Genomic DNA, 19,415 nt, shown 5'->3' with positions numbered 1-19,415 from the left:
GATTTTAAATTAACGAAGCACTTTAATTAAAAGTTCTTTCAATAAATCGTCGTGCGTTAAGCTTCCGTTTACCCCTTTTCCTTTTAAGTCGATTTCCCGGATTACTGCGATTGTCTGACTTACTTTTTTCATGGGATAAATCTTGCTTGCCGCCTGATAATCTTTCAATCCGTATTGATTAATTCCCAATTGCTTGGCAATATCAGCCGGGTTTGCACCTGCATTTTTATAAATCATTCCGTGATATTGCAGCAGTTTAGAAAAGAAATTATAAAGCAAAGACGTTGTTACAACAAACGGATTGCTTTTTGTATTTAACGCAAAATATTTGGCTATACTAAAAGCTTTTGCTTCATTTTTATAGGCAACAGCATTAATCAATTCAAAATTATTGTATTCTTTACTTATCCCGATGTTTTCTTCAACCAAATCGGCAGTAATCAATTTATCATTCTTTAAAACGATCTTTAACTTATCAATTTCGTTAGAAATCTTACTTAAATCGTTTCCTAAAAATTCAACCAACATAGCCACCGCTTTTGGTTCAATTTCTAATTTTTCATCGCTAATCAAGGTTTTTATCCATCCTTCAACCTGATAATCCTTTAATTTATTACTTTCGAAAATTTCAGCAAATTCAGATTTTGAAAGTGTTTTATAAAGTTCTTTACGTTTATCGAGGGTTTTGTATTTGTAACAAAAAACCAAAATAGTTGATGGCTGAACACTTTTAAAATAAGCTGCAAATTGATCTATAGTTTTAACCAATTCCTGCGCCTCTTTAACAACAACCAGCATTTTATCGCCCATAAAAGGATATTGTCGTGCTTGCGACATAATATCGTTCACAGAAACATCTTTTCCGTACAAAATAACCTGATTGAACGATTTTTCTTCTTCTGAAATAACGTTATTGATAAAATGATCACTTAAAAAATCAATAAAATAAGGTTCTTCGCCCATTAAAAAATAAACCGGTTTGTAGCCGTCTTTTTTAAACGAAGTAATCATTTTTTTTAGTTCAACCATAAACTTTCACAGATTTATAAAGATTTTTTAAAGAGAATGAATAAATTTGCAATATGCGTGATTTAAATTTTCCCGATTTTCAATTTCGTTTCAAAAATAATGAAAATAAACGGTTCATTTTCGATGACATCAGGAAAAAATTCGTTTTGTTAACGCCCGAAGAATGGGTGCGTCAGCATGTGGTTCAGTTTTTGATAAAAGTCAAAATGTATCCACAATCATACATAAACGTTGAGAAAGTAGTTAAAATCAACAACATGAACAAACGTTACGATGTGGTTGTTTTTACGCCGAAAGGATCTATTTTTTTATTGGTTGAATGTAAAGAACCATCGGTAAAGATAACCCAATCGGTTTTTGATCAAATTGCGCGTTATAATTTGAGCTTAAATGCACAGTTTTTAATGGTTACCAACGGTTTAAATCATTATTATTGTAAATTAGATTATGTAAATAAAAAATATCAGTTTTTAACTGATTTACCTTAAAAGTTAAATATGAGTAAAAATTTCATATATATAGGATTGTTGGTTGCATCTGTTTTTGTTTCTTGCAATAAAGAAAAAACATCGGTACCAAACGATTCAAACCTTGATACTATTACAGAAATTCTTTATTCCAGCGATCCCGATTATGTTTTATCGAACAAAAATGCTCAAGAATTGGTTGAGCATTTAGAAAGCGAGCAAAAGGATCTGAAACGCAAATTAAAAAAGGCAAATAAAAAAGAAGCCGAAGCATTATTTATTGATTATTACAAGCGTTTAACCGTGATTGTAGATTCTATAAACATGGCTGAAACCAACACTTTAAAGACGTATCATAAGTTAGGAAACGAAAAACACGATACCATTTTGCGTAAAGAAAACACGTACGACAAAGTTGGTTTATATTTTAGAAAGATCGATTCTACAACTTACGATTTTAAAATAAAACCTGGTTATTTCTACAATTTATTCCATAAAAAAATCACCCGAGAGTACGAAGAATATTTAAAATTGCGTTACGCAGAACATAAACTTTTATATGATGCGCAATTCAATAACGAAAAGATTACGTTAGAACAGCAACGTAATTTAATTATTAGTTGGGAAAAATTCATTGTAAAAAATAAAGATTTCAAGTTTATTGATTACGCTAAAAAATCATATACAGATGCTATTATGATGTATCTTTTTGGAACTTCAACAAAACCGGCTTTCGAGGTTTCGAATAAAAAGCTTTATGTTGAAAACGAGCAGGAATACATCACTTTTGTAAAGAAAAATCCTAAATTGATTTCTGCTGAAATTACTAAATCGTTTCTGAAACATTTTTATGCAAATGATAAGAATTTTACTGCCGAAGTATTTTATTTGGATTTGAAAGATTTCACTAAAAAAGAAATTTCTGAACGTTTAAAATAATGAAAAACATTGCGGTTGTTTTATTAAATTGGAACGGATTAGATCTTTTAAAACAGTTTTTACCTGTTGTAGAAAAATTTTCTGCCGAAGCTGTAATTTACGTTGCCGACAATAATTCTACAGATGAATCAAGTCAGCTTGTTGCCGATCATTTTCCGGCTGTAAAATGGATACAATTTGCTGCTAATTTCGGCTATGCAAAAGGTTACAATGAAGCGTTAAAGCAGGTAAACGAAGAATATATTTGTTTACTGAATACCGATATTGAGGTTACAGAAAACTGGTTACAACCCATTTTAGATTTGTTTAAAAAAGATGATTCTATTGGAATTATTCAACCAAAAATATTAGATTTTAAAAATAAAGAATATTTTGAATACGCTGGTGCAGCCGGCGGATTGATCGACAAATATGGATTTCCATTTTGTAGAGGAAGAATTTTTGATACTTTAGAAAAGGATGAAAATCAATACCAGACTCAAGAAATTTTTTGGGCATCGGGAGCTTGTTTTTTTATTCGAAACAGTGTTTTTAAACAGTTAAACGGTTTCGATGACAGCTTTTTTGCACATCAGGAAGAGATTGATTTATGTTGGCGTGCTTTCAACCAAAATGTGAAAGTGTATTATTGTAACGAAAGTACGGTTTACCATATTGGCGGGGCTACTTTAAAAAAATCTAACCCGCAGAAAACGTTTCTAAACTTTAGAAATTCGTTGTTTATGCTGTATAAAAATCTACCAAAAGAAAATCGTTTTGGTATCATTTTTAAACGTTTGTGTTTGGATGGTTTAGCAGGAGTAAAATTTTTTTTGAGTTTACAGCCACTACATACTTTTGCAATTATTAAGGCACATTTTGCTTATTACGGCAATCTTTCAAAATTAAAAAACAAGCAAGCAATAAATCCTAAATCGAATTATTTTTATACCAATAATATTGTTTTTGTTTACTTTTTAAAGGGAAATAAAAAGTTTAAACAACTTAAATAGTTTATTTTATTCCTTCAAAAACGCCTAAACCAAATAAAGCAAAATCGTATTTTACAGGATCTGTTGGATCGAATTTTCGTAAAGCTAAATCTAATTCCATCAATGCTTTTTGATCGTTTTGTTTTCGGTTTAAAATACCTAATGCTCTTGCAACATTTCCGGAATGAACGTCCAACGGACAAGATAATTCTGATGGAGAAACAGATTTCCAAATACCAAAATCGACTCCTTTTCCATCGTTTCTTGAAACCCAGCGCAGAAACATATTTATCCTTTTCGAAGATGATCCTTTTAAAGGGTCGGAAATGTGTTTGGTAGTTCGCAGCGGATGATCTATTTCAAAAAAGATTTGTTTAAATGCTGAAATTCTGTTTTGTAAATTGATAGAATTGTTGGCAGCAAACACATTTTCTAATCCCCCATGATTTTCGTAAATATTTCGAAGTGATTTTATAAAATAACGAAAATCTTCGGAGTTAAACGTTCTGTGAACAATGTTGTCAATGGAATCAATCTGATTATTTGTGGCATTCATAACAAAATCATACGGATTATTTCCCATAGCATCCATCATTTTGGTAGCGCTGTTAATAATCATTTTACGATTTCCCCACGCAATTGTAGATGCCAAAAAACCACTGATTTCTATATCCTCTTTTACTTTGTATCGGTGTGGAATCTGGATGGGATCGCTTTCAATAAAATTGGGATTGTTGTACTGATCTGCTTTAAAATCAAGATAATCTTTTAGTTCTTCGAAATTCATTCTGTAAAATTAAAAAAGATTTTTCAAGCCCAAAAAATAAAATCCTTTAAAACTTAAAGGATTTCGTTGATCGTAATTTTTGTATTTTGGTTGTACATTGCCTTTACAATTCCGTCTGAAAGTCCGATTTTTGGCACATAGATGTGTTTGGCATTACTCCATTTCATTGCATTAACGTAAATTTTAATGGCAGGAATAATCACGTCGGCGCGATCAGTGTTCAATCCTAAGGTATAAATACGTTCTTCGTACGATAGTGAATTTAAGTATTTAAAACGCTGAACCAAATAACTTTGCGTTAATGGTTTATCATTTGTTTTACCTGACATTTTAAATATTTTGTTGATGTTTCCGCCCGACCCTATTATTTCAACATTTGACAAGTTTTCGGTATGGGTTTTAATCCATTTTTCAATTTCCTGCCAAACACTTTCGGTTACCATATTGTTCAACAAACGAACCGTTCCGTTTTTGAAGGATTTTGAAACAATTTGTTTTCCGTTTGAAAACAGTGTAAACTCGGTACTTCCACCACCAACATCAACATATAAATAATGTCCGTCGTTTTTAATATATGATTCTAAATCGGAATTGGCAATAATGGCAGCTTCGGTTTTTCCTTCAATAATATCAATATTTATTTTTGCTTTCTTTGCTATTTCATCTACCAACTCTTTACCGTTATAAGCTTCGCGCATTGCAGATGTTGCACAGGCTGCATATTGTTCAACCTTATAAACATCCATTAACAATTTAAACGCTTTCATGGCTTTTACCATACGTTCTGCACTTTCTTCGGAAATTTCGCCTACCGTAAAAGCATCCTGACCCAAACGAATAGGAACGCGAATTAAATGACTTTTGTTAAACTGCGTGGGCTTGTTTTCTTCTTCGATAACGTTGGCTATAAGCAATCGCATGGCGTTAGAACCAATATCAATTGCGGCGTATTTTTTTATTTTTATCATTAATCTAAAACCACTTCTATTTTATTTCTGTAATAATTGTAAAGCTCTTCTTGTGCTTTAAAACGCTCTTCGCCCAAGCGGCGGTAACGATTTTCTAATCGTTCAGAATGCAAACGCACTTTTACGTTTCCTTTCCAATAAATTTTAAAGGTATCAATCAGTTCGGTTTTAATGGCATCGTCGTAAATCGGACAGGTAACTTCAACCCTTTCATCGATATTTCGAGTCATAAAATCGGCAGATGAAATATAAACTTTTGCTTCTTCATCGGTTCCGAAAATATAAATTCGTGAATGTTCCAATAAATTATCAACAATACTTACCGCTTCGATATTATCGCTTAAACCGGGAACGCCAGGAATTAAACAGCAAATTCCGCGAACGATTAACTGAACTTTTACTCCGGCACGACTTGCATCGTACAATTTATCGATCATTTTATAATCGGACAAACTATTCATTTTCAAGCGTATCATTGCAGGTTTATCGTTCAAGGCTTTTTCAATCTCTTCATCAATTAATTTAGTAAATTTTGATCGGGTGTAATGTGGTGAAACAATTAAATCTTTATAACGATAGATTTTATAGTTCACTTCGAAAAATTCAAACACCTTGTTCACTTCTTTCATAATTCGGCTGTCTGATGTTAAAACGGTTACATCGGTATAAATATTCGACGTACTTTCGTTGAAATTTCCTGTTGAAAGAAAACCGTAACGCTTAATTTTTTTGCCTTCGATACGTTCAACGACGCAAATTTTACTGTGAACTTTTAATCCTTTTACACCAAAAATAAGCTTGATACCTTCTGCCTGCATAATTTCGGCATAATTGATATTGCTGGTTTCATCGAACCTTGCTTGTAATTCAATCTGCACCGTAACCTGTTTGCCGTTTTTCGCTGCATTAATCAATGACGATATAATTTGCGAATTTTTTGCCAAACGATACAAGGTAATTTTTATGCTGGTAACTTTTGGATCTAAAGCCGCTTCACGCAAGAATTTTACTACATAATTAAACGACTGAAATGGCGTGTGTACCAAAAAATCTTTATGTTTTATTTGTTGAATGATGCTTCCTTCGATACTTAAACCACTAACCGGTAACGGATTTAATTTACCAATAGTAAGATCTTTTCTGCCTAAATTAGGAAAATTCATATAATCACGACGGTTGTGGTAACGCCCGCCTGGAATGATACTGTCAACCGCCTCAATATCCATTTTATCAAGGAAAAAATCAAGGGTATCTTTATCAATTTCGCTGTCGTACACAAAACGTACAACCTCACCCACTCTACGTTCACGAACAGAATTCGATATTTTTTCAAGGAACGATTTATGTAAATCAGAATCAAAATCTAATTCAGCATCACGAGTGATTTTTATCATGTGCGCCGAAATATTTTCATAATCGAAAATAGAAAAGATATTGTCTAAATTCATTCTGATTACATCATCAAGCATGATAATGTACTGCTTTCCATCTATCGCAGGTAATTCTACAAAACGATTGATTTGTGCAGGAATTTCGATCAACGCATAACGGGTACGCTTTTTTAAAGATTTCACAGAATCTTCTGCAGTTTTTTTAACCATTTTCACGGCTAAATATCCGTAAGAATCCCGTACCAAAGGAAATTCAGCTAAATCATTCAAGATGATCGTCACTAAAACCGGACTTACCTTATGTATAAAAAATTCGTGAATAAAGTCTATTTGCTCTTTAGTAACCTGAGTTTCATCAACAATAAAAATGCCTTCATTCTCTAATTCGGTTTCAATTTCCTGCAAAATAGACAAACTTTTTGCCTGCTGTTTAATTACAATTTCGGTAATTTCCTGCAACAAGGTTTTTGCCTGAACGCCGTTAATTAATTTCTTATTGTTGTCTTTTGAAATAGAAATTCTTCGAACAGTGGCATATCGCACTCTAAAAAATTCATCTAAATTATTCGAGAAAATTCCTAAAAACCTTAATCGGTCTAATAATGGAACGGTGTGGTCTGCAGCTTCTTGTAAAACACGTTCGTTAAAAGCAAGCCAGCTTTTTTCTCTGTCAATATATTTTGGTTGGTTAATTTGCATTTATTAAATCTTTTGGAAACAGGGTATCTATAACTTTACCGTTTTTGATAATGTCCCAACTTTCTTCCTCGAATTCCAATATAACAACTCCAGAAGTAGGAACATTTTCAATGTATTTGTTGCCAAATGTATTAACAAAATCGGTAATTGCATTGTTGTGACCAAAAATAATTAGGCTTGGAACGGTATCTTTACAATTTCTTATTGATTTGGTTAAACTGCCTGAATCAAACGTATATAAATCGTTTTTTAAAACGGTTAGTTCCTGCGGAATATTCAAAACCTCGTTAAAGATTTTTGCGGTATCGTGTGCCCTTTTTGCAGTGCTTGACCAAATTAAAAATCGTTCGGGAAGATCTTTTTTTATTTTTTCAAAAATGAAATTTGAATTTTTAATGCCTTTGTTTGTTAAAGGTCTTTCGTGATCTTCTAAAGGCATTTCCCATGACGATTTTCCATGCCGAATTAATATCAACTTTTTCATAACATTCAATTTTTTACAAATGATATTTATTTTACTAAATATAAAAAAAATCATTAAGTATTATTTAAGATCAATCATTTTTTTTGTGGTAAAAGTTTGATTATTTTTGTTAAAATTTAATTAACAGTAATGAATAAAATAGGTATCGAACTAAAATGGGCTGCAATTATCACTGCTTTTTCCTGTTTGTGGGCTGCTTTAGAAAATGCTTTGGGGTATCATAAAGATTTTAGCAATATTATAGGAATTGCCTTTGTGTACTATATTATTTTGACCTTTTTGTGGGCAATTGCATTTATCGATAAAAAAAAATCGTTAGGAAAAAATGCTATTTGGGAATTTAAAAGTGCCTTTAAGTTTGGGTTATTTTTAACCGGTTTAACCACCCTTTTAAGCCCAATTGCTCAATACATTATTTACGAAACTATTTCGCCTGATTATTTCAACAACATTATAGAATATCAATTATCGAAAGGCAGACAAACACGCGAAAGTTTAGAATTAATTCACAACATGAATTTTACTATTCGCCAGGGTGTTATGAATGCTTTATCGTTAGGTGTGATTTATTCTGCACTGTACGCATGGGTTTTTAAAACCAAGAAAAATACGGTTGTTGTGCCTGTTACTAACTCAAAAAAGAAGAAATAAGATGAATTTACAGAACATACCAAATATTAAACATTTAGAAAGCGACAATTTCTTTCTACTTGCCGGACCATGTGCTATTGAAAATGAAGAAATGGCTTTTAGAATTGCCGAACGATTAGTTACTATTACAGATCGTTTGCAGATTCCATTGGTTTTTAAAGGATCTTTTAAAAAAGCAAACCGTTCAAGAATTGATTCTTTTACAGGAATTGGCGATGAAAAGGCTTTAAAAATTCTGCAAAAGGTTTCTAAAGAATTTAATGTACCAACGGTTACTGATATTCACGAAAGTTCTGATGCTGATTTGGCTGCGGCTTATGTTGATGTTTTACAGATTCCTGCATTTTTGGTACGCCAGACCGATTTGGTTGTGGCTGCTGCAAAAACCGGTAAAACGGTCAATTTAAAGAAAGGACAATTTATGAGTCCTGAAAGTATGAAACACGCCGTACAAAAAGTGTTGGATTGCGAAAATGAAAACGTAATGGTTACCGATCGCGGAACTATGTTTGGTTATCAGGATATGATTGTTGATTATCGTGGAATTCCTACCATGCAGAATTATGCCACAACGGTTTTAGATATTACGCATTCGCTTCAACAACCAAATCAGGCAAGTGGTGTAACCGGCGGAAGACCCGATTTAATTGAAACGGTTGCTAAAGCAGGAATTGCTGTTGGTGTAGATGGAATTTTTATTGAAACTCATTTTGATCCGGCAAATGCAAAAAGCGATGGTGCTAACATGCTACATTTAGATCATTTTGAACCTTTAATGGAAAAACTGGTTGCCATTCGCCAAACGGTTAATAAGTTTTAACATCATCTATGAAAAACATCAGCATATTAGGTGCAGGTTGGTTGGGAAATCCATTGGCATTGCAATTAAATTCAAACGGACATCAATTAAAAGTTTCGACAACAACTCCTGAAAAAATTTCGTTTTTTAACGAAAATGGAATAGAGAGTTTTATTGTGAATGTAGGATCAAATCCTGAAACAGACAATCTTGATAACTTATTAACAGATACCGATATCCTTATTATTACCATTCCGCCAGGACGAACACAAAAGGTTGAAGATAACTATGTTGATAAAATAAAAGCGGTTGTTCCGTTTATAGAAAAACACGGTGTTAAAAATGTTATTTACACAAGCTCTACCACGGTTTATCTTTCTTTGGAAGGAAATGTGAATGAAGAAACACCTATTGTTCCTGTTTCTGAAATGGATCAACAAATTTTCGAAATTGAAAACCTACTTCTAAACAACCAAAATTTTAATGCTACCATTCTTCGTTTGGGTGGATTAATCGGTGAAGATCGTCACCCGGTTCATTTTATCGTAAGAAAAGATATTGTAACAGAAGCGAACAATCCGGTTAATATGGTTCATAGAACTGATATTATTCGATTTGTAGAAAAGATCATCGAAAACGAAATTCCAAATGATGTTTTTAATATTGTAGCTCCTGTTAATTTAAATCGAAGAGATTTTTATACTCAGGAAGCAAACAAATTAGGACTTTCTCCCCTACCAAAATTCACAGACAATCCCAATGCGGATATGCGAAAAGTTAGTGGTGAAAAAATTTCCAAGAAATATGGGATTGATTATTTATATCTATTGGACTAATTACATTTGAATGAAATTCAGATATTTTTCCACAGATTCACAGATATATACTTGAAATGCCCATTTAGATAATGATTTGCTTTTCATAAACAATAAGAAAAATCTGTGCATCTGTGGTTATTAAAAAAATATAGTTTCTATTTAATTAATTATTACTATTTTAACCAAAATTTTTAATCTTATGAAAAAAATATTATTTTTTGGCTTAATTGCCGCAACTACATTAGGAACAATTCAAGTAAATGCTCAAGACAAAGTAAAATTTACAAAAGAGCAGCTTAAAATGATGGATGATGATTTGTTTATTGAAATGTTTACCGGTGTTTCTTCAAAGAAAACCTCGACTGTTATTTTAAAGGATGGTAGAAAAGTTGAAGGATCGGCAACTGACATAAATAGAAAAAAAGGACAAATTTATTCTATTGATATTAAAGACGCATCGGGCAAAAAAACCGAATACAAAGCAGAAGAAATCGCCGAAATGTATTTGCCAATTTCAGGTATGGCAAAGGCTTCTAAAGTAAACAGCTATTTTGGAAATTCTAAAAACTGGGGACGTAAAAGTTTAAATAAAACTACGAATCCTGATGAAGTATATGTGAAAAACGTAAAAGCTTCGTTGAAAAACAAAAAAGAAGAAAAAGAATTCTTAATGCAATTAATTAATCCAGATTTCAGTAGTTTAATTGAAGTTTATGCAGATCCGATTGCATCTGAAACATCTTCTTTCAGTGTGGGCGGAAGTCCGTCTTTTGGGGGTGGTGTAACAAAATCGTACTACGTAAAAAAAGGCGATGATGTTTTATGGCTTAAAAAAGGAGAATTTGAAGATCATTACGCTTTTCTTTTTGGAGATAACGAAGAATTTATGAAGAATTTCCCTTACAAATCAATCAAGTGGGAACATTTAAGCTATTTAGTTGCAGAATATACCAATATAGTTTCAGGTCAATAAAAACTTTTTAAACGATACAAAACCACTCAATTTGAGTGGTTTTTTTGTTAATATTTTCAGCGTAAAAAGAATTATATTTGTAAAATTCTTATAAAACATCAACCTTATGAAAAAAACACTCTTATTACTTACAGCTATTTTAGGCGTAAATACTACCAATGCACAATTAAAATTTAAAGCTGGTACAAACATTTCATCGATCAGTGGATTTATAAAAGCTGAAACAAGAGTATTCCTTTTAAAGCAATTTAATTACGAAGATAGAACCAAAAGTAAAATTGGTTTATATTTAGGTGCAGGCTATTCTTTCAACTTTACGGAAAATTTAAGTATTACACCTGAAATTATTTACAGTCAAATGGGTGCAGCAGGTGACGGTTATTATAATAATGTAAAAGAATCATACAGCCACAACTACTTGACGTTACCAATATTTATTGAATACAAAATTGTAGACAAATTGAAGATTGGTGCAGGTCCGCAGTTTAATTATCTGCTTAAAGCAAAATTTGAAAGAGATTATCAAAACGTGCCTGTGGAATATCAAAATACTCTTGTTAAAGAAATTGATGAAACAGACTTTTATTATAGACTTAACTACGGTATAACTTTCGGTGCTTCATATACATTCTTAAGAAATTTAAGTATTGAAGCCCGTTACTACTTAGGTTTAAACAATATGCTCAACGAAGATAAGCAGTTTAAATCTACCGAAGTTATTACCACAACAGAAATGAAAAACCAAGCATTTCAAATTGGTTTGGCTTATAAATTTCACTAAAAGAAGAACTTACACCGATTATAACTAGATAAACACTAACCTTATAAAACATGAGTGAAAACACACAAAACGAAAGTTTTTGGATAAAAGCATTAATGTTATACCACGAATCAAAAGAAGCTGCTGTTGACAGATTAAAAATGCCAATGATCCCTTATTACTTAGCTTTACTTGTATTAAGCTATTGGGAACCTTTATATATTTTAATCTTTTCATCAAAACCGGTCGAAGACAGAACAGCCTACGTTCGGTGTATGTTTCAAAATTTTACAATATATGATCATCTTAATTGCTTTCTATTCGCTTTAATATTTGCTGTGATATCATCAATTTTATTTCCATATCTAACTATTTTTATCAATAGGGTTAATCAAACCTCAGAAAAAGCAGCGAAAAGAAGTAAAGAACTTTTTGAAAGAGAGAAAATATTTCACGAACTAGAACTAGAAAGTATAAAATCAGGAAGAAAAGAGAAAGAAGAATTTAATAAAACTATAGACGACCTCAAACAATCTTACGAACAAAGAATCGAATCTATTACATCAAATCATAATATTGAAATAGAAAACTTAAAGGAAACAAATACCTCTCAAACTGAACTGATAAAAGAACTTGATAAAAAAATCCTAAGTTTCTCAACATCAAACCCTAAATTTAGCACGACAAAGAAAACAAACAATACCAAATCTATTAATACAGAAGAAAATATTATAATTGATTTTAACACCTACAAAGAAATTCAAAATTTTTTAATTCGTAGTTTTAGAAAACCTTTAACATTATTGGAAGAAATTAAAAATAACGATTTTCAAATTTTATTTAACAATGAAAGACCACTTAAATCAATAGAGAACGCATTATTTGAAAAATTTCAGAAAAATAATTTAGGCGAAATGATAACATTAGCCGATCAAAGCAAGACTTTTTCATTTACTACATCTGGAAGATTTTTAATAATGAGCTTAATATCAGATTTTAATTAATAGTCTAAAATCCCACCAACTGGCGGGATTTTTTATTTCTAACAATAAACTACATCTCATTTAAAGCAGCCTGATCTTTCTTTGTCAGCCCTTTAACCACTAAATCGTAAGAATTTACAATTAATTCTTTTAGTAGTTTGGTAGAAACATCGCTGTTAAAGTACACGCTGTTCCAATGTACTTTACTCATGTGGTAACCCGGTTTTACGCCGTTGTATTGGGCACGTAATTCTTCGGCTTCATCTGGGTCGCACTTTAAATTACAATACTCAAACTCTTCAATATCAACCAGACAGAACATTTTGTTCATTACGTAAAATACCAGTGTTGTTTTATCGAACGGAAACTTCTCTGTAGCTCCTTTAAACGATAAGCAATAATCGCGAAAATCTTCTATATTGTTCATATTAAATGGTGTAAAACGTAATTAAAAATCAAACCGACTGCAATGGCGCATCCAAAACTTAAAAAACTTCCAATTAAAACGTATTCAGTTAAATGGCGTTCTTTTGCATTGTTTAAATCGCCAAACCTAAAAATTGATTTCGCTGCCAATAAAAAACCGATTCCTTCCCAAAAATTTGCGACAACAAAACCAAAAATAAACAATCGTTCTAAAATACCAATATATTTTCCGGCATTAAACAGCACTTTTTCGCCTGTAATTTGTACCGAATGTTCCTGTACCTTTTTATATTGCTGGTAAGGCGATAGTAAAATTCTTATTAAAATGGCAGTTACCTGCGTAACTAAAATAACTGCAACCAAAACCAACCAGATTTGCGGTTTGTTTATAAAATCGAAAGAGATTTCTAATGTCGAAAAAATCATTAAAACCACGATAATTGTAGCAAGATGCACCATTTGATCTGCAATAAAAAGTATTGGAGCTTTAATTTTTGATGCTAATTTCAGTTTGATCCAATCGAACAAAGCATGAAAAACAGTTACCAGAATAATTGCCCACCACATATTATCGTTCGCTAAAAACAGACACATTAAAGCGGCATGAATGGCAATATGACTTGCAAAATAAACAGGTTTGTGTTTGTTCTGAACCATTTTTTTGGTCTGAAAAACAAAATCGCCCAGAAAATGAGCCGCTAAAAATTTAAGAAGAAGTAGCCACATACTGTTTCATTGTTTGGTTGTAATAATTTATAAACTGATCAATCTCGTCAAATCCGCCACGTTTTAAGGCTTCACTAATGGTACTTTGTTTTTTGTTCAATTTTTCGGCAATCTGCGTTTGATTTAATTCCGGATTTTTCAACTTTAAAAAGATAATTTCAGCCGATTTATCTGTCCATTTATCCATAATCAACAAAGCTAAATCAGTCATTACCCTAAAGGTGTCGTTCAACAATTTATCTTGGGTATTTATTGTTAAATTCTTTTTTTCCAACGCATCAAAACCTTCGCCAGACAATTCAAAAGCAGTGCCGTTGCCTTCGGTAATTTTCGTTCCTTCAAACGTTTGTTCGCCAATTCCAATGCTTAAACGAACATCGATTTCTTTCAACAGTTTTATCCATGTTTTTAATAAAACAGCGTGTAATAAAGCATCTTCTACAGTTGTTTTAAATTGAAAACTGTCGCCTCGGTATAATTCCCAGTTGAAGGGCGAAGTCCCAAACATTTCCAAACCTTCTTTAAGATGTTTTAACCAAACTGCAGGTTTTAAAGTGCGCGATGATACAATATCGCCTGTTATAATTGCAACCATTTTATAGTTATTGAATATCTAAAGATATAAAAAATATCGCTTAATTAACCGATAGTTTAAAATATCGTCTATTTAACCGATAATTTAGAATATCGTCTTTAAAACCGATAATTAGAATAATCTGATTAGAACTGAAATTGTTTTTTATTGTACGATCTATCTAAATTAAAAGTAAAATCTTAAAAATATTTGGTTAAATATGAATATTTTTGAAGAATGGAAACACAAAACTTTAAAGGTTTCAATATTCGGGTGTATGCTTTATGCATTGTGAACAACGAACTTTTAACTTTAAAAGAACCTTTTGCCGGAAATATGGTTGTGAAACTGCCCGGTGGCGGTTTGGAATTTGGAGAAGGAACTGCCGATTGTTTAAAGCGTGAATTTAAAGAAGAACTGAATCTGGAACTTACGGTTGGCGATGCTTTTTATATTCAGGAAGATTTTGTACCATCGCTGGCAAAAGACGGCAAACAGCTTTTAACACTGTATTTTTTTGTCACAATTATAGATTTACACAATTTAGAAATCATTGATAAAAATATTCAGGAAGTAAATTGGATTCCGTTAACAGCGAATAATCCGTTTACATTGCCAGTAGATCAAATAGTTTTCAATAAATTGCAGTCAAAATTAAGTTAGCAAACCTTGTAAAAGCTATCTTTATTAAAAATGATGTTTATGTTTAAAGACATTCCCATATTATATGTTGTAGCGGCACTACTTTTAATGTACCTTATCGCCTATTTTGTAAGGTTTAGAAGCAAAAATGTTGATGCTTTTGATAAAATGAAACTCTCGCTTGTTCTTTTCGGAATTTATGCTGTGGTTTTGTGGCTTTGTTTACCTTCAACCCCTGCTTTAGAAACATTTGGATATCCGGAAACAGTAAGCGATATAAGAAATGAAAGTCAAATTTTAAGACTTTTACAAGATTATAACAAGGCAATTGTACGCACAGCAAATGTTTTACATTGGTTTTTATTCGGATTTATATTCTTTTTCATGACCAATATTTATCTGTACACCACGCATCGCGAAAACCAGTTCAATTCTAAAAACAAACAATAATAATTTCCGTAACGTAATAATGAGCTTAAAATCTAAAGCAAATATTGTTCGCAGAAAGCTAATGCATTCTTTAACCCACAACATTGGGAAAAAATCTGTTGGCGACATGCAGAAAAAAGCACATAACTTTAAAGTAAACCGCGTATTAATAAGCCGTCCAAACCATCGTTTAGGGAATATGTTGTTAATTACGCCTTTGGTTCAGGAAATAGCCAACACGTTTCCAAACTGTACCATAGATCTTTTTGTGAAAGGGAAAATAACGCCGATCATTTTTCAGAATTATCCGCAGGTTAAAAACATCATCGAACTTCCTAAAAAACCATTGAAAGATTTTTCGGAATACCTAAAAGTATGGTTTTCATTAAAGCGTACAAAATACGATTTGGTAATTAATGTAGAAAAAGGCTCTTCATCGGGCAGAATATCAACAATAATTCCGTCGGCAGATTTTAAGTTTTATGGAGATGATTTCGAAGAATTAAAAGATATATACAGCGATATAGAACATATTGCGAAATATCCGGTTTATAATTTCCGTCGGTTTTTGGAAGTTTTAAATCAAAAACCATTGAGTGGCGATGTTCCTGTTTTAGATTTAAAATTATCACCAACAGAATTAAATCAAGGCAAACAAGATTTATTAAAAGTTACCAAAAACGACAACCGCAAAACCATTGCATTTTTTACGTTTGCAACAGGCGCAAAATGTTATTCGGTTGAATGGTGGAACGATTTTTACGAAAAATTCTACCCGAAATATGCCGAAGAATATAATTTGATTGAAATTTTACCGGTTGAAGATATTTCGCAGTTAGAACGAAAACTTCCAACTTATTATAGTAAAGACGTTCGTGAAATAGCATCGTTAATGGCAAACTGCGAACTGGTTGTTGCAGCAGATTCCGGAATGATGCACTTAAGCAGTGCGGCATTAACGCCAACAATCGGACTTTTTTCTGTTACACGTACCCAAGTTTATGCACCTTATGGCAACGGCAGTACGTTTGTAGATACCGAAAAACAGTCGCAAAACGATATTATCAAAGCAATAGACCAGATTTTATCAACCAAAAAAAGTTAAAACAAATACAACTTTGTAATTTAAGTTAACGCATTTAGTATCTTTAAAAATAAAAAATGAGATTAAAAGATTTATCCGATGATTTAGGAATTTCGTTAGAAAGCTTACAGAATTTCATATACGATTTTAATATAGATTTAAGCATCTGCATTGATGAACAATTCAACGTAACCGAAAATTTTAAGCAGTTTACTTTGAAAAATATCGATTTTTTAAAGAAATATGCCGAAGATCATTCTAAAGAAAAAACCTTGGCTGATATTGCCAAAGCGATCAATGAAAGCGAGGAAAAAGTTTTAAATTTCTTTGTATCAAACGGAATTCCCGAAGAAGCTGCAAAAAACATAAAAACAAATCTTTCAAGCTACCTGATACATTTGTACATTGGCGGCGAATATCCTTTTATCGACGAAGCTTTTCCTGAAACAGAAGATTATGCCGCAAAACGTTTGGTTGGTTACACCGATTTGTATTTCTATTTAAGCGATATGTTGGATCCGTTTATGAACAAAGACCAGTCAAAAACCTGGGGAATTTCTAAACCAACCGGAATTGTTTTGTACGGTCCGCCGGGAAGCGGAAAAATTTTCTGGGCACGTAAAATGGCACAGATGATTGGTTATGAATTTGTTCACGTTTATAAAGATTATTTGGCAGGAAATTTAAAAACCACCAAAAATTCTTTTACGCATTTCTTGAATTCAAAAATGCAACATCCTAAAACCATGTTGTTTATTGATTCGTTAGATGAATTGTTGAGTAAAAATGGCGAGCAGAATTTCTTTTCAGAAAATATTGAATTGATAAACACCATTTTACGTCATACACAAAAAGATATTCATCAGGAATTGTTAATGGTTGGTTCGGCTGAAATATTGAGTTTGTTTAACGACGAAGTTTTGGCACCGGGCAGATTTGATATGCAGATACCAATTTTTCCGCCAAATTCAGACGAGCGTGCGCAATTGATTATTTATCATTTAACGCAGAATTTAATAGAAGATTCTCCGCTTTTAAAGATTCTTAAAACTCATAACGCTTTGTGTAAATCGTTTTGGGAACCAATTGCAAATGAAATGAGATTATTTTCGAACACCATGGTAATTGATTTTACGCAATCATTAAAAAAACGATTATACGCACTTTACAGAAAAGACGAAAGCAAGAACATCGAACTAACCGAAAAAGTTCTAACAGCATCATTCAACGAAGCAAAAGCAAAACTAAATGCCGATTATATTAAACGCTGCGCCGTATTTTTGGTTGAAGCAAAACAAAACGTGGGACAAGATTTCCCGCATAGAATTTTAGAATTAGAAGCAGATTTAGAATCGTATCAAGCCAAAAAACCGCCGATCAACAAAATCGGCTTTAAACAGGTTAACGAAGAAAACCCTGCTATTGTTGAAATTAACGACGATTCTACACCAACCGATTTAATAATATAAACTAAAAACAAAATAATTAATCACAGAAATATAGAACACCAAAATTACCAAAACAACAATATTTCATTTTTTTTAGGCAATGTAAAACAAGTTTTATATTTTTGTACATCTAAAAAACATATAATTCAATGAATTTACACGAATTTCAAGGTAAACAGATACTTTCTAGTTATGGTGTACGTGTGCAACGCGGTCATGTAGCTAATACAGCAGAAGAAGCAGTAACAGTAGCAAAACAATTAACAGAAGAAACAGGTACAGGTTGGCATGTAATTAAAGCTCAAATTCATGCTGGTGGTCGTGGTAAAGGCGGTGGCGTTAAATTAGCTAAAAATTTAGACCAAGTTAAAGAAATCGCTGGTCAAATTATTGGTATGGATTTAATTACTCCACAAACTCCACCAACAGGTAAAAGAGTAAACAAAGTATTAATTGCAGAAGACGTTTACTATCCTGGAGACAGTGAAATTTCAGAATTTTATATGTCTGTATTGTTAAACCGCGCAACAGGAAGAAACATGATCATGTACTCTACCGAAGGTGGAATGGATATCGAAGAAGTTGCAGAACACACACCACACTTAATCTTTACAGAAGAAATTGATCCATCTGTTGGTTTACAAGGTTTCCAAGCACGTAAAATTGCTTTCAACTTAGGTTTATCAGGTGGTGCATTCAAAGAAATGGTTAAGTTTGTTGATGCATTATACAACGCTTATGTTGGTTGCGATGCTTCAATGTTCGAAATTAATCCGGTTTTAAAAACATCTGACGATAAAATTATTGCTGTTGATGCTAAAGTAACTTTAGACGACAACGCATTATACCGTCATGCAGATTACGCTGAAATGCGTGATGTTACAGAAGAGCGTCCGATCGAAGTTGAAGCTAAAGCAGCTGGTTTAAACTATGTTGATTTAGATGGAACTGTAGGTTGTATGGTTAACGGTGCAGGTTTGGCAATGGCTACTATGGATTTAATTAAGTATGCAGGTTTTGAACCAGCTAACTTCTTAGACGTTGGTGGTACTGCAGATGCAAAACGTGTTGAAATCGCTTTCCGTATCATTTTAAAAGATCCAAACGTAAAAGCAATCTTAATCAATATTTTTGGTGGAATTGTTCGTTGCGACCGTGTAGCTCAAGGTATTGTTGATGCTTACAAAAACATGGGCGACGATATTAAAGTGCCAATTATTGTACGTTTACAAGGAACAAACGCAGATTTAGCTAAACAAATTATCGACGAATCTGGTATGCCAATTTTATCGGCTATCGAATTCCAAGAAGCATCAGATCGCGTTAAAGAAGCATTATCATAATTTAGATAATTCTAACCAAATATA

22 protein-coding genes are annotated in these 19,415 nt (G+C 32.4%); 14 read left to right on the top strand and 8 right to left on the bottom strand.

The window, feature by feature from the left end; translation table 11 throughout:
* Nucleotides 1–9: 9 nt before the first annotated feature.
* Nucleotides 10–1,029 (bottom strand): DNA polymerase III subunit delta, encoded by a 1,020-nt coding sequence (gene holA / locus BM253_RS03445; protein WP_091519168.1) that lies wholly within the window; start codon nt 1,027–1,029, stop codon nt 10–12.
* A gap of 53 nt (nt 1,030–1,082) precedes the next feature.
* Here holA and BM253_RS03440 point away from each other — a divergent pair, with 53 nt between their 5' ends.
* The 3 genes from BM253_RS03440 to BM253_RS03430 are packed head-to-tail and all read left to right on the top strand — an operon-like array spanning nt 1,083 to nt 3,427.
* A complete protein-coding gene (locus BM253_RS03440; protein ID WP_091519165.1) occupies nt 1,083–1,517 on the top strand; it encodes a type I restriction enzyme HsdR N-terminal domain-containing protein in 435 nt (144 codons plus the stop codon).
* A gap of 9 nt (nt 1,518–1,526) precedes the next feature.
* Complete coding sequence (locus tag BM253_RS03435) at nt 1,527–2,435, top strand: hypothetical protein (RefSeq protein ID WP_091519161.1); 909 nt, start codon at nt 1,527–1,529, stop codon at nt 2,433–2,435.
* Complete coding sequence (locus BM253_RS03430; protein ID WP_091519158.1) at nt 2,435–3,427, top strand: glycosyltransferase family 2 protein; 993 nt, start codon at nt 2,435–2,437, stop codon at nt 3,425–3,427. The genes BM253_RS03435 and BM253_RS03430 overlap by 1 nt, the downstream gene beginning before the upstream one ends.
* A gap of 1 nt (nt 3,428) precedes the next feature.
* Here the strand turns inward: BM253_RS03430 and BM253_RS03425 are convergent, their stop codons facing one another.
* Genes BM253_RS03425 through BM253_RS03410 form a run of 4 tightly spaced genes read right to left on the bottom strand, consistent with a single transcriptional unit; the run spans nt 3,429 to nt 7,735 of the window.
* Nucleotides 3,429–4,193, bottom strand: coding sequence for a TIGR02757 family protein (locus tag BM253_RS03425; RefSeq protein WP_091519155.1), 765 nt, complete (start codon nt 4,191–4,193; stop codon nt 3,429–3,431).
* A 53-nt stretch (nt 4,194–4,246) separates the two neighbouring features.
* Nucleotides 4,247–5,161 carry a Ppx/GppA phosphatase family protein gene (locus BM253_RS03420; RefSeq protein ID WP_091519151.1) on the bottom strand — a complete coding sequence of 305 codons (915 nt, stop codon included), beginning with the start codon at nt 5,159–5,161 and terminating at the stop codon, nt 4,247–4,249.
* A complete protein-coding gene (gene ppk1 / locus BM253_RS03415) occupies nt 5,161–7,251 on the bottom strand; it encodes a polyphosphate kinase 1 (protein ID WP_091519147.1) in 2,091 nt (696 codons plus the stop codon). Before ppk1 ends, BM253_RS03420 begins: the two co-directional genes overlap by 1 nt.
* Nucleotides 7,241–7,735 (bottom strand): SixA phosphatase family protein, encoded by a 495-nt coding sequence (locus tag BM253_RS03410; protein ID WP_091519465.1) that lies wholly within the window; start codon nt 7,733–7,735, stop codon nt 7,241–7,243. Before BM253_RS03410 ends, ppk1 begins: the two co-directional genes overlap by 11 nt.
* Before the next feature lie 129 nt (nt 7,736–7,864).
* Between BM253_RS03410 and BM253_RS03405 the strand changes: the two genes are divergently transcribed.
* The 6 genes from BM253_RS03405 (at nt 7,865) to BM253_RS03380 (ending at nt 12,740) form a co-directional block, all read left to right on the top strand.
* Nucleotides 7,865–8,386, top strand: coding sequence for a DUF4199 domain-containing protein (locus BM253_RS03405; protein ID WP_091519143.1), 522 nt, complete (start codon nt 7,865–7,867; stop codon nt 8,384–8,386).
* Nucleotide 8,387: 1 nt separating this feature from the next.
* Nucleotides 8,388–9,206, top strand: a complete 819-nt coding sequence (kdsA, locus tag BM253_RS03400; RefSeq protein ID WP_091519139.1) for a 3-deoxy-8-phosphooctulonate synthase — start codon at nt 8,388–8,390, stop codon at nt 9,204–9,206.
* 8 nt (nt 9,207–9,214) lie between these two features.
* Nucleotides 9,215–10,021 (top strand): NAD(P)H-binding protein, encoded by an 807-nt coding sequence (locus BM253_RS03395; RefSeq protein ID WP_091519134.1) that lies wholly within the window; start codon nt 9,215–9,217, stop codon nt 10,019–10,021.
* A gap of 181 nt (nt 10,022–10,202) precedes the next feature.
* Entirely contained in the window at nt 10,203–10,976 is a 774-nt protein-coding gene (locus tag BM253_RS03390; protein WP_091519131.1) for a hypothetical protein, read from the top strand.
* A 106-nt stretch (nt 10,977–11,082) separates the two neighbouring features.
* Nucleotides 11,083–11,757, top strand: coding sequence for a porin family protein (locus BM253_RS03385; protein ID WP_091519127.1), 675 nt, complete (start codon nt 11,083–11,085; stop codon nt 11,755–11,757).
* 50 nt (nt 11,758–11,807) lie between these two features.
* Nucleotides 11,808–12,740 (top strand): synaptonemal complex protein 1, encoded by a 933-nt coding sequence (locus BM253_RS03380; RefSeq protein WP_091519124.1) that lies wholly within the window; start codon nt 11,808–11,810, stop codon nt 12,738–12,740.
* Between the two features lie 49 nt (nt 12,741–12,789).
* Here the strand turns inward: BM253_RS03380 and BM253_RS03375 are convergent, their stop codons facing one another.
* The 3 genes from BM253_RS03375 to BM253_RS03365 are packed head-to-tail and all read right to left on the bottom strand — an operon-like array spanning nt 12,790 to nt 14,466.
* On the bottom strand, nt 12,790–13,146 hold the full coding sequence (locus BM253_RS03375; RefSeq protein WP_091519120.1) for an MmcQ/YjbR family DNA-binding protein: 357 nt from the start codon (nt 13,144–13,146) through the stop codon (nt 12,790–12,792).
* Nucleotides 13,143–13,871, bottom strand: a complete 729-nt coding sequence (locus tag BM253_RS03370; protein ID WP_091519117.1) for a DUF3307 domain-containing protein — start codon at nt 13,869–13,871, stop codon at nt 13,143–13,145. The genes BM253_RS03375 and BM253_RS03370 overlap by 4 nt, the downstream gene beginning before the upstream one ends.
* Nucleotides 13,852–14,466 (bottom strand): hypothetical protein, encoded by a 615-nt coding sequence (locus tag BM253_RS03365; RefSeq protein WP_091519113.1) that lies wholly within the window; start codon nt 14,464–14,466, stop codon nt 13,852–13,854. Before BM253_RS03365 ends, BM253_RS03370 begins: the two co-directional genes overlap by 20 nt.
* 216 nt (nt 14,467–14,682) lie before the next feature.
* Here BM253_RS03365 and BM253_RS03360 point away from each other — a divergent pair, with 216 nt between their 5' ends.
* The 5 genes from BM253_RS03360 (at nt 14,683) to sucC (ending at nt 19,391) form a co-directional block, all read left to right on the top strand.
* Nucleotides 14,683–15,108, top strand: a complete 426-nt coding sequence (locus tag BM253_RS03360) for an NUDIX domain-containing protein (RefSeq protein ID WP_091519110.1) — start codon at nt 14,683–14,685, stop codon at nt 15,106–15,108.
* Between the two features lie 39 nt (nt 15,109–15,147).
* Nucleotides 15,148–15,537 (top strand): hypothetical protein, encoded by a 390-nt coding sequence (locus tag BM253_RS03355; RefSeq protein ID WP_143095574.1) that lies wholly within the window; start codon nt 15,148–15,150, stop codon nt 15,535–15,537.
* Between the two features lie 19 nt (nt 15,538–15,556).
* Nucleotides 15,557–16,621 (top strand): glycosyltransferase family 9 protein, encoded by a 1,065-nt coding sequence (locus tag BM253_RS03350; protein ID WP_091519104.1) that lies wholly within the window; start codon nt 15,557–15,559, stop codon nt 16,619–16,621.
* A gap of 56 nt (nt 16,622–16,677) precedes the next feature.
* Nucleotides 16,678–18,069: an ATP-binding protein gene (locus tag BM253_RS03345; protein ID WP_091519102.1), complete on the top strand. Its 1,392-nt coding sequence runs from the start codon at nt 16,678–16,680 to the stop codon at nt 18,067–18,069.
* 128 nt (nt 18,070–18,197) lie between these two features.
* Complete coding sequence (gene sucC / locus BM253_RS03340) at nt 18,198–19,391, top strand: ADP-forming succinate--CoA ligase subunit beta (RefSeq protein WP_091519098.1); 1,194 nt, start codon at nt 18,198–18,200, stop codon at nt 19,389–19,391.
* Nucleotides 19,392–19,415 lie beyond the last annotated feature (24 nt).

Origin of the sequence: Paenimyroides ummariense (assembly GCF_900115115.1) — a bacterium.
GTDB lineage: Bacteria > Bacteroidota > Bacteroidia > Flavobacteriales > Flavobacteriaceae > Flavobacterium > Flavobacterium ummariense.
The sequence above is the reverse complement of the archived record's forward strand: the minus strand, read 5'-3'. Positions and strand labels throughout refer to the sequence as shown.